15 protein-coding genes and 1 tRNA gene are annotated in these 14,577 nt (G+C 68.8%); 14 read left to right on the top strand and 2 right to left on the bottom strand.

The window, feature by feature from the left end; translation table 11 throughout:
- Positions 1-95 precede the first annotated feature (95 nt).
- Entirely contained in the window at positions 96-296 is a 201-nt protein-coding gene (locus tag F3H13_RS15520; protein WP_149799910.1) for a XapX domain-containing protein, read from the bottom strand.
- A gap of 103 nt (positions 297-399) precedes the next feature.
- Here F3H13_RS15520 and F3H13_RS15515 point away from each other — a divergent pair, with 103 nt between their 5' ends.
- From F3H13_RS15515 to F3H13_RS15465, 11 genes are all read left to right on the top strand, one after another.
- Complete coding sequence (locus F3H13_RS15515; protein ID WP_149799909.1) at positions 400-966, top strand: peptidylprolyl isomerase; 567 nt, start codon at positions 400-402, stop codon at positions 964-966.
- A 91-nt stretch (positions 967-1,057) separates the two neighbouring features.
- Positions 1,058-1,166 (top strand) — tRNA-Glu (locus F3H13_RS15510).
- A gap of 87 nt (positions 1,167-1,253) precedes the next feature.
- Positions 1,254-2,474: a cystathionine gamma-synthase gene (locus F3H13_RS15505; protein WP_149799908.1), complete on the top strand. Its 1,221-nt coding sequence runs from the start codon at positions 1,254-1,256 to the stop codon at positions 2,472-2,474.
- Positions 2,475-2,573: 99 nt separating this feature from the next.
- A complete protein-coding gene (locus F3H13_RS15500) occupies positions 2,574-3,521 on the top strand; it encodes a D-2-hydroxyacid dehydrogenase (RefSeq protein ID WP_149799907.1) in 948 nt (315 codons plus the stop codon).
- Positions 3,522-3,717: 196 nt separating this feature from the next.
- Positions 3,718-4,716 carry a phosphate signaling complex PhoU family protein gene (locus F3H13_RS15495; RefSeq protein ID WP_149799906.1) on the top strand — a complete coding sequence of 333 codons (999 nt, stop codon included), beginning with the start codon at positions 3,718-3,720 and terminating at the stop codon, positions 4,714-4,716.
- Positions 4,713-5,528 carry an alpha/beta hydrolase gene (locus F3H13_RS15490; protein ID WP_149799905.1) on the top strand — a complete coding sequence of 272 codons (816 nt, stop codon included), beginning with the start codon at positions 4,713-4,715 and terminating at the stop codon, positions 5,526-5,528. The genes F3H13_RS15495 and F3H13_RS15490 overlap by 4 nt, the downstream gene beginning before the upstream one ends.
- A 36-nt stretch (positions 5,529-5,564) precedes the next feature.
- Positions 5,565-5,948 (top strand): hypothetical protein, encoded by a 384-nt coding sequence (locus tag F3H13_RS15485; RefSeq protein ID WP_149799904.1) that lies wholly within the window; start codon positions 5,565-5,567, stop codon positions 5,946-5,948.
- 127 nt (positions 5,949-6,075) lie between these two features.
- Positions 6,076-6,357: a ubiquitin-like small modifier protein 1 gene (locus F3H13_RS15480; protein ID WP_149799903.1), complete on the top strand. Its 282-nt coding sequence runs from the start codon at positions 6,076-6,078 to the stop codon at positions 6,355-6,357.
- Complete coding sequence (locus tag F3H13_RS15475) at positions 6,354-6,731, top strand: hypothetical protein (protein WP_149799902.1); 378 nt, start codon at positions 6,354-6,356, stop codon at positions 6,729-6,731. Before F3H13_RS15480 ends, F3H13_RS15475 begins: the two co-directional genes overlap by 4 nt.
- On the top strand, positions 6,731-7,213 hold the full coding sequence (locus tag F3H13_RS15470) for a hypothetical protein (RefSeq protein ID WP_149799901.1): 483 nt from the start codon (positions 6,731-6,733) through the stop codon (positions 7,211-7,213). The genes F3H13_RS15475 and F3H13_RS15470 overlap by 1 nt, the downstream gene beginning before the upstream one ends.
- Positions 7,214-7,267: 54 nt before the next feature.
- Positions 7,268-7,993, top strand: coding sequence for a fumarylacetoacetate hydrolase family protein (locus tag F3H13_RS15465; RefSeq protein WP_149799900.1), 726 nt, complete (start codon positions 7,268-7,270; stop codon positions 7,991-7,993).
- Positions 7,994-8,029: 36 nt separating this feature from the next.
- Here the strand turns inward: F3H13_RS15465 and F3H13_RS15460 are convergent, their stop codons facing one another.
- A complete protein-coding gene (locus F3H13_RS15460; protein WP_149799899.1) occupies positions 8,030-8,917 on the bottom strand; it encodes a DUF7117 family protein in 888 nt (295 codons plus the stop codon).
- 141 nt (positions 8,918-9,058) lie between these two features.
- Here F3H13_RS15460 and F3H13_RS15455 point away from each other — a divergent pair, with 141 nt between their 5' ends.
- The 3 genes from F3H13_RS15455 (at position 9,059) to F3H13_RS15445 (ending at position 13,608) form a co-directional block, all read left to right on the top strand.
- Positions 9,059-10,225: a DUF7544 domain-containing protein gene (locus F3H13_RS15455; protein ID WP_149799898.1), complete on the top strand. Its 1,167-nt coding sequence runs from the start codon at positions 9,059-9,061 to the stop codon at positions 10,223-10,225.
- A 129-nt stretch (positions 10,226-10,354) separates the two neighbouring features.
- The gene (locus F3H13_RS15450; protein ID WP_149799897.1) at positions 10,355-12,607 is read left to right on the top strand and encodes an NADP-dependent malic enzyme; all 2,253 of its coding nucleotides are present in this window, start codon (positions 10,355-10,357) and stop codon (positions 12,605-12,607) included.
- Positions 12,608-12,795: 188 nt separating this feature from the next.
- Entirely contained in the window at positions 12,796-13,608 is an 813-nt protein-coding gene (locus F3H13_RS15445; RefSeq protein WP_149799896.1) for a DUF7839 domain-containing protein, read from the top strand.
- Positions 13,609-14,577 lie beyond the last annotated feature (969 nt).

The following is a 14,577-nucleotide window of genomic DNA, read 5'->3' as shown; positions in this document are numbered from 1 at the left end:
CGGTACTGCTCGCGCCCGGCGGAAAACGATACCGGCCGTCGGGACGGTCGGGCTGGAGGCGTTACAGCCCGAGCGCGCCGAACGGGTCGGGGACGCTACAACCCGAGCGCGTCGAGCAGGTCGAAGCCGACGCCGGCGTAGCCGACGAACTTGAACCCTAGGTAGATCCCGACTATCGCCACCACGCCCGGCAGCTCCGGCGGCGCGGGGATCGGGACGCGGAGGAACGCGAACAGCGCGCCGACAGTCACCCCGACGACGAGCGCGGCGAGGGTCACGACCGGGGTCGAACTCATACCGACTGGTCGGCCGCGTTCGTTTATAAGCTCGGTGTTGGCGCTCGGCGGGTGCCCTGCGCGGATGGGTAGGGTTTTCCGACGCGCGTCCCTCTCGAGGAACATGGCACGAGAGGTTTCCAACCCCGACAACCCGCAGGTGACGCTCCAGACCAACCACGGCGACATCGTCGTCGAGCTGTTCGCCGAGCGCGCCCCGAAGACGGTCGAGAACTTCCTCGGCTTAGCGCGTCACGACCCCGCCGCCGACGCGGAGCCCGCGCCGGAGACGAACACGTGGGAGGACCCCAAAAGCGGCGAGGTGCGCGGCGACTCGCTGTACGAGGGGATCGTCTTCCACCGCGTCATCGACGACTTCATGATCCAGGGCGGCGACCCGATGGAGAACGGCCGCGGCGGCCCCGGCTACCAGTTCGACGACGAGTTCCACGACGACCTCACCCACGACGGGCCCGGAATCCTCTCGATGGCGAACTCCGGCCCGAACACGAACGGCTCCCAGTTCTTCATCACGCTGGACGCGACCCCGCACCTCGACGGCAAACACGCCGTCTTCGGGCAGGTCATCGACGGGATGGACGTCGTCGAGGAGATCGGCGGCGTGCCGACCGGCCGGAACGACGATCCCCGCGAGGCCGTCGAGATCGAGACGGTCGACGTCGACGAGTAGTCGGTCAGAACGCCCCCGTCCCGTGTTCGACCCTCCCACGTCAGGGAGAGTTAAGAAGATATAAATCATCCCCGGCGTAAGCGATAATCGCGCTCGGTTGGTGTAGTCCGGCCAATCATGTTGGCCTTTCGGCGGACGCGGCGCCTCGGCGCCGGTTCGGAAGTCAGCCGACGACCAGGGTTCAAATCCCTGACCGAGCATCCACTCTCACACCGCGAGCAACGCGTTTCGTTCTCCGGTCGGTCCGAAGGGGAAGAATCACGGCCGTCGGTGACCGAGAACCGGCTATGAGCGACCGACCCGACGCGAGCGACGACGACCGCGACGCCGGTGACGGCCGTGACGCCGGTGACGACGACCGCCGGTTCGAGACCCGCGCGATCCACGCCGGGCAGGAACCCGACCCGGAGACGGGCGCGCTGATGACGCCGATCCACGCGAACTCCACCTACGAGCAGGACGCGCCGGGCGACCACCGCGGCTACGAGTACAGCCGGACGGGAAACCCGACGCGCAGCGACCTCGAGGCGAACCTCGCCTCGCTGGAGTCGGGCAGCCACGCCCGCTGTTTCTCCTCCGGCATGGGCGCGATCAACACCGTCCTCAACCTCCTGTCCGCGGGCGACCACGTCGTCGCGGGCGACGACGTGTACGGCGGCACCCACCGAATCTTGACGCAGGTGTACGATGAGTACGACATCGACACGACGTTCGTCGACACGACCGACCACGACGCGGTCCGGGCGGCGATGCGCGAGGAGACCGAGCTGGTGTGGGTCGAGACGCCGACGAACCCGCTGATGAACGTCAACGACATCGGCGCGCTCGCCGACATCGCTCACGAGGGCGACGCGCTCTGCGCGGTCGACAACACGTTCGCGACGCCGTACCTCCAGCGCCCGCTCGAACACGGCGCCGACATCGTCTCCCAGTCGCTGACGAAGTACCTCGGCGGGCACTCTGACACCATCGGCGGCGCCCTGATCGTCGACGACGAGGCGCTCGACGAGCGGCTCGGCTTCTACCAGAACTCGGTCGGCGCGACCCCCGGGCCGTTCGACGCGTTCCTCGTCCTCCGCGGGACGAAGACGCTCCCGGTCCGGATGGACCGCCACTGCGAGAACGCGATGGAACTCGCCGAGTGGCTGGCGGGCCACGACGCGGTCGAGCGCGTCTACTACCCCGGGCTGGAGTCGCACCCGGACCACGAGCTGGCGGCCGAGCAGATGGACGACTTCGGCGGCATGCTCTCCTTCGAGCTGGACGGCACCCTCGAGGAGGCGTCGACGGTCGTGAGCGAGACGGAGGTGTTCACGCTCGCGGAGTCGCTCGGCGGCGTCGAGAGCCTCATCGAGCAGCCGGCGGCGATGACCCACGCGGCCATCCCGCGCGAGGAGCGGCTCGCGGCCGGGCTCACCGACGGCCTCATCCGCGTCTCGGTGGGGATCGAACACGTCGACGACATGAAGGCCGACCTCCAAGCCGCGTTCGACGCCGCGCTGTCGTAGACCGCCCGCCCGACACGGGGAGTCGCGTCCGATTCGAGGGGTCGCCCCCGGCGCCGATCGACTGACACCATTTTTATCGGTTCCGCCGAGACTGCCCCCATGAGCGATCCAGACGTCCTGGTGCTTCGGCAGACGATCCACGGGCTGGGCCCCGACGAACTGGCGGCGGCGATCCGCGAGCGACTCCCCGACGCGGAGGTCGCGCGGGCGCGGACGCCGGCCGAGGAGCGCGACCTGATCCGGACGACACGGGTCGCCGTCGGGCTCACCGTCGACGAGGAGCTGCTCGCTGCCGCCGAGGAGCTGGAGCTCTTCGCCTGCGTGTTCGCCGGGACCGGCCACCTCCCGCGCGACATGCTCGACGACCACGGGGTGGCCGTGACGAACGCCTCGGGCGTCCACGGGCCGAACATCGCCGAGCACGTCGTGGGGTCGATGATCGCGCACGCGCGGCAGTTCCACCGGGCGTACCGCCAGCAGTCCCGCCGCGAGTGGCGCACCTACGAGACGACGGAGGTGTACGGCTCGACCGTGGCCGTGGTCGGGCTGGGCGCCATCGGGCGGGCCGTCGTCGACCGGTTGGAGTCGTTCGACGTCGACACGGTCGGCGTGCGCTACTCGCCCGAGAAGGGCGGCCCGACCGACGAGGTGTACGGGTTCGACGAGTTCCACGAGGCCGTCACCGACGCGGAGTACGTCGTGCTGGCCTGCCCGCTCACGGAGACGACGCGCGGGCTCGTCGACGCCGACGCGCTGCGGACGATGCGGCCCGACGCCGTCCTCGTCAACATCGCGCGCGGGCCGATCGTCGACACCGACGCCCTGGTGACGGAGCTCCGGAACAACCGCATCCGCGGCGCGGCGCTGGACGTCACGGACCCGGAGCCCCTCCCCGAAGACCACCCGCTGTGGGGGCTGTCGAACGCGACGATCACGCCGCACAACGCCGGCCACACGCCCGAGTACTACGAGCGCGTCGCGGACATCCTCGCCGACAACGTCGCGCGGCTGGACGCCGGCGATGACCTGCGCAACCGGGTGGTGTGAACGAGTCGCCCCCAGCGAGAGGATCCGAAAATATATAGCCCTATATAATCCATCCGCTTAAACCGCCCTCTGCGTTCTAATATCGATTTTTCCAACCCACTAGTCGTCGGTAGTCGGTTATTTCGGGGTGAGATACGATGATACGAGAGTATATATTTTGATCAAAATTAAGGTGATCCGCTCCGGAGGGTGGGGTATGGAAACCCGGAAGGTCCAGGTCACCGGCGGTTCGACGTACACGGTCTCGATCCCGAAGACGTGGGCGACCGACAACGACGTCGAGGCCGGGACGGAGATCGAGTTCCACCCCGACGGCGACTCGCTGTTTCTCACGCCGCGGTCCGAGTCGGAGCGGACGCGGGGGACCTTGGACATTGCCGACCTGACCGGGCAGGCGCTCCGGCGGGCGGTGACGACGATGTACGTCAGCGGCTTCGACGTCATCGAACTGGAGGCCGCGGAGATCACCACCGAGCAGCGCTCGTCGATCCGCGACGCGGTCCAGAGCCTCGTCGGCCTGGAGGTGTTAGAGGAGACCCGGGACCGCGTCGTCGTCCAGGACCTGCTCGACTCCTCGGAGCTTTCGATCCACAACGCGGTCACGCGCATGCGGCTCATCTCGCTGTCGATGCTCGACGACGCGATCACCGCGCTCGCGGAGCGCGACCACGACCTCGCGCGCGACGTGATCGGCCGCGACGACGACCTCGACCGGCTGTGGCTCGTCGTCTCGCGGATCTTCCGCGCGACCTTGCGGACGCCGAAGGCCGCCGAGGAGCTGGGGCTCCCCCGCGAGGAGTGTTTCGACTACCACTCCAGCGCGCGCCAGCTGGAGCGGATCGGCGACCACGCGACGAAGATCGCGCACCTGACGCTGAACATCGACGAGCCGCTGCCCGAGGAGGTCGTCGAGGCGGTGAGCGACCTCCACGGCGACGCCGTCGACGTGATCGACACGGCGATGGAGGCGCTGTTCGACGACGACACCGAGGCGGCGACGCGGCGGGCCAACGAGGCGCGCACCGGCGTGCGCGCGATCGACGAGCGCGTCCGCGCCATCGACGAACTGCTCCGCGAACTCGACCCGACGCGCGCGCAGCTGCTCGGGCTCGTCGTCGACTCCGTCCTCCGCTCTGCCGACTACGGCGGGAACATCGCCGAGACCGCCCTCCAGAAGGCCGCGCCGACGCCGTGAGGGGCGCCCGCGACGGGATCGCGAGTCGACTGCCCGAACGCCGGACGCTCCTGCTCGCCGGCGGTGTGGCCGCCCTCCTCGTCGCGCTCGTCGTCGCCGGCGGCGCCGCGTACTTCGCCGCCGGGATGGGGCCGGAGGCGGACGCGGTCGCGGCCGTCGAGGCCGATCCCAACGTCTCCGTGGACCGGACGCCGGTCGGGACGACGGTCCGCGACGGACCGGTGACGGCGTCGACCGTCGGGCTCGTTTACTACCCGGGCGGGCGGGTGTCTCACGAGAGCTACGTGCCGACCGCCGCCGAGATCGTCTCCGCGTCCGATCGAGACGTGCTCGTCGTCGTCGTGGACATGCCGCTCAACCTCGCCGTCCTCGCGCCGGACCGCGCTGACCGCGTCCGCGAACGCTACCCCGAGGCGGGCGGGTGGGCGGTCGGCGGCCACTCGCTCGGCGGCGCCATGGCCTGTCGACACGCCGCCGGGAACGCCGAGGCGTACGACGCGCTCGTCCTCCACGCCGCCTACTGCGACCGCGACGTCTCCGAGACCGGTCTCGACGTGCTCTCGGTCCGCGGAGGCGCCGACGGCGTGATCGACGTCGAGCGCGAGCGCGCGTCGCGGTCCAACCTCCCCGCGGACGCCCGGGTGGTCGAGCTCGACGGGGTCAACCACGCCGGGTTCGGGGCGTACGGACCGCAGCCCGGAGACGGTCCCGCGTCGCTGTCACCGGACGCCAGCCGGGAGGCGGTCGGGAACGCGACCGGAACGTGGCTTTCGGAGCGTGTCCGCTCCGCCGCGCTCGTCGTTGCCGGGTGAGCGGGTTTTTTGACCGCGCTCCCCCGAGGTGATAGCATGCCAGAGATCGAACTCGGCGTGCCGAGAGGCGTCGTCGAGTCGCTTCCGGAGGAGGAAGGGACCGCCGAACGCGACATGCGACGCGCCATCACGGGGATCCAGTCGCGGCTGAACGACGCGATCGACGAGGCGGACCCGGACGAGGCGGCCGAGGTCGTCGCCGACGCGGTCGAGCGCATGGAGTCGCAGGCGAGCACGTACCACGAGTTCGTCCCGGAGCTGCGCGCGTGGGGGCAATCGCCGATCTACGCGATCGCGTGGCGGAACCTCTACCTCGAACTGATCGGCCAGCTGTACGACCACGAGTGGCTCGCGGACGACCTCGACCGCGAGCGCAACTTCCGCCTGGTCGAGGACGGGATCCGGTTGTCCGATCTGTAGTCGGCGACGCGTCGCCTTTTACGAGCGGCCGGTCGCGTCTTCTTCCGCGGCCGGCCGCGACGAATTCCCGGCCGTATCGACTTCCGCGGCCGGCCGCTTTTAAGCCGCCGCGACTCGACGTACGGGTATGGAACTGGAACTGCGGTTCTTCGCGACGTTTCGCGAGGCCGCCGGCGGGAAGACGGTGAACGCGGAGTTCGCCGACGGCTCCACGGTCGGCGACGTGCTGCGGGAACTGGAGTCCGAGTACGAAGGGATGGAGAGCCGGCTGATCGTCGACGGCGACCTCGCGCCGCAGATCAACGTCCTGAAGAACGGTCGCGAGGTGCTCCACCTCGACGGACTCGACACGCCGATGGCGGACGGCGACCGGCTCTCGGTGTTCCCGCCGGTCGCCGGAGGAACATGAGCGACGACGAGTCCGCCTCCGTCGAGGAGCCCACGGACGGAACGAGCGCGGCGGACGACGCCGAGGACGCGGCGACCCTCCCGTCGGCCGAGGACGGCTGGGAGCGCGAGACGGTGGCGTACCGCGGCATCTCCCGTCGGCTTGCGGCTCACTACCTCCGAAACTTGGGCGGAGAGCTCGTCGGGACCGACGACCCGGCGGAGGCGACCCGCGTGGACGGCGACGGGTGGCGAGTGGCGCTCAGTGCCGAGACGGTGACCGCGGCGGCCGCCATCGAACTCACCGAGGTGACCGCCGAGTTCGCCGGCGACCCCGACGCCCTCGCCGAGCTCCTACCGAAGTACCGGCAGAAGGCCATGCGCGCCGGCGGGTGATGTCCGACGACGACGAGCAGGACCCGGGTCCGTACCCGATCGAGGGCACCGCGCTGGTGAAGACGGCCGCGCTCGCGAGCGTGCCGGCCGCGCGGGTGCCGGCGCTGCTCGCGCGAGTCCAGGCCGATCTCGGCCCCAGAATCGACGCGTATCGCCGGCGCTACGAGCGGATCGCGGCCGAGCCGGACCGCGAGACGTTCCTCGTCGAGCCCGACCACTGGGAGGCGGTGGCCGACCGCGTCGGGCTCACCGAGCGCGAGCGCGACGCCGTCGTTCGCGCGCACGAGGCCGCGGTCGAGCGGATCGGGTCAGGGAGCGGTCGCCGGGAGGAGTTCGACACCGCGCTGGAGATCCGGTCGGGCGTCGTCATCGGCGTCGACGAGGGGGGAGGCGGCGAGCGCGACGGGGAGGACGGTCGCGACGCGGACGGCGAGGACACGAATGCGGACGGGAACCGCGACGCAGATGCGGACGGCGACTGACCCGATTCCTGCCGTCACCGACGCCTTTTCGGACCGCAGCGCGGACGTTCCCGCATGCGACTCGCTCGACTGCTCACCCCGGACGGCCCCGTGGCCGGCCGCTACGTCGACGGCGCGGTCGTCGCCGACGACGGCCGCTACGAGGTCGGTCGCGACGGGCGACTGCTCCCGCCGTGTGAGCCCAGCGCGCTGTACTGCGTCGGTCGGAACTACGCCGAGACGCTCGACCAGATGGACTACGAGCGCCCCGAGGAGCCGGACTTCTTTATAAAGCCGCCGGCGAGCCTGCTCGCGCACGGCGAGCCGATCCGGTACCCGGAATGGACCGAGGAACTGACGTACGCCGGCGAGCTGGTCGCCGTGATCGACGAGCGGTGCCGCGCCCTCGACCCCGCGGAGGTGCCCGAGGTCGTGCGCGGCTACACGGTGATGAACGACGTCGACGCGCTCGACCAGCAGGGGCGGACCGCGCGGAAGGCGTTCGACGGGTCGGCGCCGCTCGGGCCGTGGATCGAGACCGACGTGGACCCGACGAGCCTCGACATCGAGACGACCGTGGGCGGCGAGCAGCGGCAGGACGCGAACACCGAGCTGATGTTGTTCGGCCCGCGCGAGGTCGTCTCATACCTCTCGAAGCGGTTCACCCTCGAGCCCGGTGACTGTATCGCGTTCGGTAGCCCCGCGAACCCCGGGGTCGTCGAGCGCGGCGAGCGCGTCGAGATCACCTACGAGGGCGTCGGGACGCTCTCGAACGCGGTGGTCGCGCCCGAGGCGGAATGACGGCTCGGGGTTCGGGCGGGCGGGCGTCGTTCGCTCTCAGCGACCCGTGGGGTCGAGGTCGTCGACGCTCGCCTCGTCGATCAGGCTCTCGGCGTTCGTCAGCGCCGTCTCGTCGCCGGTCCGGACGTACTCGCCGAGGGCGTCGGCCGCCTCGACGAGGGCGTCCGCGGCCGCGGGCGGCACGTCGCCGCCGAGCGCGTCGACGCGCGTGACGCGGTCGCGGAGGCGCTCGAAGGCGTCGCGGGCCGGGCCGACCCTGGCTTCCGGCGCCTCGCCGTCGACGGTGACCGTCGGGGTGTCGTCGTTGCTCTCGTCGTTGTTGCTCTTGTCATCGCTGCTCTCGTCGTCGCTGCTCTCGTCGTCGCTGTTTTCAGCGGGATCCTGTTCGGCGCCGGCTTCGAGCTCGTCGAGGAAGTCGAGCGCGTCGCTGCGGTACGCCCTGACCGCGCGCACGGCCGCCATCCCCCGGGCCTCACGGAGCGCGGTCGGGACCTCCTTCGTCGCCGGCCGGTCGCCGTCGTCGGCGCCGGCGAGCAGCGCGAGGAGGTACTCGCGGTCGGCGTCGGCTGGGTCGCGCAGTCGCTCGAAGCAGTCGACCGCCTCCAGCAGTTCGCGGGCTGCGAGGTAGGTCCCGTCGAGACGGGCGAGTCGACCGCCGTCGATGAACCCGCGCTTCCGGCAGTACTCCCGGAGGTCGGACTGGAGCTCGTCGACACCCGACCGGGGAAGCGTCTCGGGGGCGTCACCGAACCGCTCGCGGTGGGCGGCGAGGTCGAGCGAGACCGGCGCGTCGGTGTGCGCGGTGCGGGCGTCGACGCCGACGCTCCGGAAGTCGCCGCAGCTCGGACACGCGACGGAGCCCGTCTCGTAGTACGACCACCGCGTGCCGCAGGACTGGCACTCGCGTTCGCCGCGGACTTTCATACCTGGCGGTTCGTCGCGTCGGCCCTAAACGACTGCGGGTCGGCGGTCCGGGCTCTCGGGACGAGCGGTCGCGGAGCGGGCGGCCCGTCCGTCGTCCGCTCCGGTGCCAGCCTATTTCACTCCCTCCGGCCAACGGGTCGTATGAGCTGGCACGCCGTTGACGCGCTCGACCGCGCCGTCGACGCCACGCGTCGGTTCCTTTTCCCCTTCGAGGCGGTGCGGTGGGCGACGCTCGCGTTCCTCGCGCTCGTGATGGCGAGCGGGGGCGTCGGAGTGTCGGGCGCTGGCGTGCCGAGTACCGGCTCGTCACTTTTCGGCGCCGCAGCCGGAGCGGTCGGCGCGGTCGGAGCGGTAAGCGCGGCCGGAGCGGCCGGTGGGATCGGCGCTTGGAGCGAGTTTGTCCCGACCGACTCCGAATCGGTACCAGTGGTCGTCGAACGCGGCGTGAGTACGGGCGCCGAGCGCCTCGCAGGGCTCGACGCCGCGCTGTTAGCCGGGCTCGCTGGCATCGCGCTGCTCGTCGCGCTCGCCCTCGTCGCGTGTTCATTCGCCTTCCGGCTCGTCTTCTACGACGCGCTCGCGACGGACGAGGTCGCGCTCCGGCGACCGTTCCGCGATCGGTTCCGGCAGGCGCTGGGGCTGTTCGCCTTCTCGACGGTCCTCGTGGTTGCGACCGGAATGCCCGCGCTCGCGCTCGTCGTCGCCGTCGATCCCACAGCGTTGCGCGCGGTCGGAATTTCGGTCGGCGGTCTCCCCGGGTCGTTGACGGTCCAGACCGCAGCGCTCGGCGGGCTCGCAGTGTTCGCGGCCAGTGCCGCACTGATCGGGGCCGTCGCGTCCCGGCTCACGTTCGAGTTCGTCGCGCCGGCGATGGTCGCCCGCGACGTGGGTGTGCTCGCCGGATGGCGAGCGGTTTGGCGGTCGTTCCGCGGGTCGGTCGGCGAGGTCGTCGCCTACCTCGCGGTTCACGCCGTCGTCGCGGCGGGAGCCGGGATCGTTCAGGCCGTCGCCGTCGCGTTCGTCGGAGGCGTCGTCGCCGCAGTCGGCCTCGTCGCGCTCGTGGTCGCGGCGGTTCCGCTCGGCGGGGTCGAGGCGCTGATCGGGACGGCCGCGGGGACGGTCGTTCTCGTCACCGTACTGGTCTGTGCCGCCGTCGCAGTCGTGGTCGTGACGCTCCCGGTCCGGCTCGTGGCGCGGACGTATCTGACCGCCTACGAGGTCTCGACGCTCGCCGGGATCGAGTCCGACTTGGCGCCGCTGTCGCCGACGCTCGTCGCGAGCGACGACTCGAAATCGGTCGAGGAGTGATTGCCGGTCGTCGCGCGGCGTTGGGGGCTCTCGGGACCCTAGCGGGGTCGTCGAATGATCGTCGAACGTCGAATTGTCTCTTCGACAGCATCGGATAGCTTTTTACTCCGTTCACGAATGGAGGCAGACATGGGACTAGATGACGACGCGCGGGAGTACCACCGACAGGAGCCGCCCGGAAAGATCGCGATCGAGACGACGAAGCCCACGAACACGCAGCGAGACCTCTCGCTGGCGTACTCGCCGGGCGTCGCGGCGCCGTGTCGCGACATCGCGGCCGACCCCGAGTCCGTCTTCGAGTACACGGCGAAGGGGAATCTCGTCGCCGTCGTCTCGAACGGGTCGGCCGTCCTCGGCCTCGGCGACATCGGCGCCGCCGCCTCGAAGCCCGTCATGGAGGGGAAGGGAGTGCTGTTCAAGCGCTTCGCCGACATCGACGTCTTCGACATCGAGCTCGACATCGACTCCGTCGACCCGTTCTGCGAGGCCGTGAAGGCGATGGAGCCGACGTTCGGCGGGATCAACCTCGAGGACATCAAGGCGCCTGAGTGTTTTAAAATCGAGGAGCGGCTCCGCGAGGAGATGGACGTCCCGGTGTTCCACGACGACCAGCACGGCACCGCGATCATCTCCGGCGCGGCGCTGATGAACGCGGTCGACATCTCGGGGAAGGACCTCTCGGAGCTCGACATCGTGTTCTCCGGCGCCGGCGCGTCCGCCATCGCGACGGCCCGGTTCTACGTCTCGCTCGGCGCGCGTAAGGAGAACATCACGATGTGTGACTCCTCCGGGATCATCACCGAGGAGCGCGTCGAGGCCGGCGAGGTCAACGAGTACAAGAGCCAGTTCGCGACCCCGGTCGAGGGCGGCGACCTCGCGGACGCCATGGAGGGGGCCGACGTGTTCGTCGGGCTCTCGGTGGGCGGTATCGTCTCGCAGGAGATGGTCCGCTCGATGGCCGCCGATCCGATCATCTTCGCGATGGCGAACCCCGACCCGGAGATCACCTACGAGGACGCGAAGGACGCGCGCGACGACACGGTGATCATGGCCACGGGCCGGTCCGACTACCCCAACATGGTGAACAACGTGCTCGGGTTCCCGTTCCTGTTCCGCGGGGCGTTGGACGTGCGCGCGACCGAGATCAACGAGGAGATGAAGGCGGCCGCCGCGGAGGCGCTCGCCGACCTCGCGCGCAAGGACGTCCCCGACGCGGTCGTGAAGGCGTACGGCGATGACCCGCTACAGTTCGGTCCCGACTACGTCATCCCGAAGCCGCTCGACCCCCGGGTGCTGTTCGAGATCGCGCCGCGCGTCGCGGAGGCGGCGATGGAGTCTGGTTGTGCTCGGACCGAGATCGACTTAGAGAAGTACAGAGAGCGTCTCGAAGCGCGGCTGGGGAAGTCCCGCGAGATGATGCGGGTCGTACTGAACAAGGCCAAGAGCGACCCGAAGCGGATCGCGCTCGCGGAGGGTACCGACGAGAAGATGATCCGCGCGGCCTACCAGCTCTCCGAGCAGGGGATCGCGGAGCCGGTGCTGCTCGGCGACGCCGACACCATCTCGCAGACCGCGGCTGAACTCGGCCTCTCGTTCCGCCCCGAAGTGGTCGACCCCGAGGACAGAGACGTCTCCGGGTACGGCGACCGGCTGTATCAGCTTCGGAAGCGGAAGGGAATCACGAAGCGCGAGGCGGACGACCTCGTCAAACGCGACACCAACTACCTCGGGAGCGTGATGGTCGAAACCGGCGACGTCGACGCGATGCTCACCGGGCTCACCCACCACTACCCGTCCGCGCTCCGACCGCCGCTCCAGATCGTCGGATCCGCGGCCGACACCGACACCGTCGCGGGCGTGTACATGCTCACGTTCAAGAATCGGGTTATCTTCTGTGCCGACACGACCGTCAATCAGGACCCGGACGCGGAGACGCTCGCGGAGGTCACGCGACACACGGCCGACCTCGCCCGCCGGTTCAACGTCGAACCGCGCGCGGCGATGCTGTCGTACTCCAACTTCGGGAGCGTCGACAACGAGGGGACGCGGAAGCCGCGCGACGCGGTCGACATCCTTCAGTCCGACGACGCGGTCGACTTCCCGGTCGACGGGGAGATGCAGGCCGACACCGCGGTCGTCGACGACATCCTCAACGGAACCTACGAGTTCTCCCAGCTCGACGAGGCCGCTAACGTCCTCGTGTTCCCGAACCTGGAGGCCGGGAACATCGGGTACAAGCTGCTCCAGCGGCTCGGCGGCGCCGAGGCCATCGGCCCGATGCTCGTCGGCATGGACGAGCCCGTCCACGTGCTCCAGCGCGGCGACGAGGTGAAAGATATCGTCAACCTTGCCAGCGTCGCCGTCGTCGACGCGCAGGAGTAGTAGTCCGTCGCGCGTCTCTCGGCTGTCGGCATCGTCCGGCGTCGTCCGGCGTCCGGCGTCGTCCGGCGTCCGGCGTCCGGCGTCGTCCGGCGTCCGGCGTCCGGCGTCGTCCGGTGGCCGGCATCGTCTGCCCCTACCCGGCGGCCGGCACACCAATTTTACTTGTTTCCAACTACGACAGCGTTGGTATGGAACCGAGCGAGGATCCGGACGAGGCGACCGGGCCGCGAGTGCTCGACAACAGACGCGACGCGACTCGCTATCGGGTCCTCGTCGAGATCGCCGCGCGACAGCCGGCGGTGAGCCAAGAGGAGATCGCCGACGTCATCGGCGTGACATCGCAGGCGGTGAGCGACTACGTCCGCGATCTGGTCGACGGGGGATTCGTTGAGAAGCGCGGTCGCGGTCGGTACGAGGTGACGAAAGAGGGAGTCGACTGGATCATCACGCGAACCGATGCCCTGTCGGAGTTCGTCTCTCGGGTGTCGGATGATGTCTTGGGGAGCGTCGACGTCGACGCCGCGGTGGCGACGGGGACGCTCGAGGAGGGGGACGAGGTCGGACTGGAGATGCGTGACGGCGCGTTACACGCCGTCCCCGAGGGCGGTTCGGCGACCGCGGTCGTCGTTACGGGTGGCGAGGCGGGGGAGGCGGTCGGCGTCACCGACTTCGAGGGCGTCGTCGAGTACGACCCGGGCGTGGTGACGGTCGTTCCTATCCCCGCCGTGACCGAAGGGGATCCGCCGTCTCCAGACGTGATCGAGGACCGCGCTGCCGGGGTGGACATCGTCGCGGTCGGCGGAACCGAGGCATACGCGCTCGCGACCCGTACCGGACTCCGGCCAGACGTGCGGTTTGGATCCTCGACGGGCGTCTCACAGGCCGCGCTTCGCGGCTTGGACGTGTTGTTGCTTGTGTCAACCGACGAACTTTCTCGGCACACGACGCGGCTCCGCGAGGACGGCGTGCGGTACGAGGTCCGTGACTCCCTTGATCGCTGACTCGTCCGACGAGCACTAAAGTAACGCGTGTTGAGGAGGGACGCGTGTTGAGGAGGGACGCGTGTTGGGTGGATGTACGTTGAAGAGAACGCGCGCTGATTGACGTGAATGATGAGGCTCGTGAATGGTGAGGACTGTGTGGAGAGACACACCGTGTTTCCGGTGAAATCGGGGTTCGGTGGGTGTAGTCGGTGTGTGGCCTCGCCATCATCGCAGGTAGCTGAGTGTTTCTGACCGATCTCAAACAACAGGTTTTATTAACTAACTCGGAGTACAGCTCGCCAAGCCAGATGAGCGAGCTTCCGCCGAGCGATATCGGTGTTTTCACCGGAAACGTGGTCTGTCCCTCGGCCGAGTCTACTTGACACCTCTTCGAACACCACGTTTCCGGTGAAATAGGAGGGAAAGACTGCTCGGAAGCCGCCTGCGGTCACTCTTTTCCAGCGGTCTCCTGTATTCGTCTTATCGGCTAGCCCTGTCGTTATCAGCCAGCTCTATCGTTACCAGCTAGCCCTATCTTTGTCGGCTAGGTCCGTTGTCATCAGCTAGCACCGTGTCTATGGCTTGCGTGCGCACTTTCGTAGGTCCAAGTCTCTCTTCGTCGTACGGTCGCTACCGTAGAGGAACCCCGTCTAGTCCGTTTCGGACCGCCCTCTCCCATTTATATAAGATCAAGGAGAATACCTGCGGCTTTAGCCGCAGGATGAATCCGACAACTTGGAATCAAACCACGTTGGACTCCCTAGTTCGAGTTTCTAATGGATACTTTGAAGTTTCAAGAATCGCTATATGTCGGTAAGGTCAGGTCGGAACGGAGCGGATTCCGAACGACCTTCGGAGGCGGCCTGTCCGCCCTCGTAACGAGGCAGTATCCGAAACGTTGACGCGGTGAACACGAATCCTCGAAGGGTTTGTCGAGTGCCCGTCGGTCTGAGAAAGCCCAACGATACCTCCGAGTCTGACGACGTT

The organism is Halorubrum xinjiangense (genome assembly GCF_900102375.1).
Taxonomy (GTDB): domain Archaea; phylum Halobacteriota; class Halobacteria; order Halobacteriales; family Haloferacaceae; genus Halorubrum; species Halorubrum xinjiangense.
The sequence above is the reverse complement of the archived record's forward strand: the minus strand, read 5'-3'. Positions and strand labels throughout refer to the sequence as shown.

Excerpts from the sequence above, each read along its gene's own strand:
- F3H13_RS15520 (WP_149799910.1), bottom strand. The coding sequence starts at position 296 with ATGAGTTCGACCCCGGTCGTGACCCTCGCCGCGCTCGTCGTCGGGGTG.
- F3H13_RS15515 (WP_149799909.1), top strand. The coding sequence starts at position 400 with ATGGCACGAGAGGTTTCCAACCCCGACAACCCGCAGGTGACGCTCCAG.
- F3H13_RS15505 (WP_149799908.1), top strand. The coding sequence starts at position 1,254 with ATGAGCGACCGACCCGACGCGAGCGACGACGACCGCGACGCCGGTGAC.
- F3H13_RS15500 (WP_149799907.1), top strand. The coding sequence starts at position 2,574 with ATGAGCGATCCAGACGTCCTGGTGCTTCGGCAGACGATCCACGGGCTG.
- F3H13_RS15495 (WP_149799906.1), top strand. The coding sequence starts at position 3,718 with ATGGAAACCCGGAAGGTCCAGGTCACCGGCGGTTCGACGTACACGGTC.
- F3H13_RS15485 (WP_149799904.1), top strand. The coding sequence starts at position 5,565 with ATGCCAGAGATCGAACTCGGCGTGCCGAGAGGCGTCGTCGAGTCGCTT.
- F3H13_RS15480 (WP_149799903.1), top strand. The coding sequence starts at position 6,076 with ATGGAACTGGAACTGCGGTTCTTCGCGACGTTTCGCGAGGCCGCCGGC.
- F3H13_RS15475 (WP_149799902.1), top strand. The coding sequence starts at position 6,354 with ATGAGCGACGACGAGTCCGCCTCCGTCGAGGAGCCCACGGACGGAACG.
- F3H13_RS15470 (WP_149799901.1), top strand. The coding sequence starts at position 6,731 with ATGTCCGACGACGACGAGCAGGACCCGGGTCCGTACCCGATCGAGGGC.
- F3H13_RS15465 (WP_149799900.1), top strand. The coding sequence starts at position 7,268 with ATGCGACTCGCTCGACTGCTCACCCCGGACGGCCCCGTGGCCGGCCGC.
- F3H13_RS15460 (WP_149799899.1), bottom strand. The coding sequence starts at position 8,917 with ATGAAAGTCCGCGGCGAACGCGAGTGCCAGTCCTGCGGCACGCGGTGG.
- F3H13_RS15455 (WP_149799898.1), top strand. The coding sequence starts at position 9,059 with ATGAGCTGGCACGCCGTTGACGCGCTCGACCGCGCCGTCGACGCCACG.
- F3H13_RS15450 (WP_149799897.1), top strand. The coding sequence starts at position 10,355 with ATGGGACTAGATGACGACGCGCGGGAGTACCACCGACAGGAGCCGCCC.
- F3H13_RS15445 (WP_149799896.1), top strand. The coding sequence starts at position 12,796 with ATGGAACCGAGCGAGGATCCGGACGAGGCGACCGGGCCGCGAGTGCTC.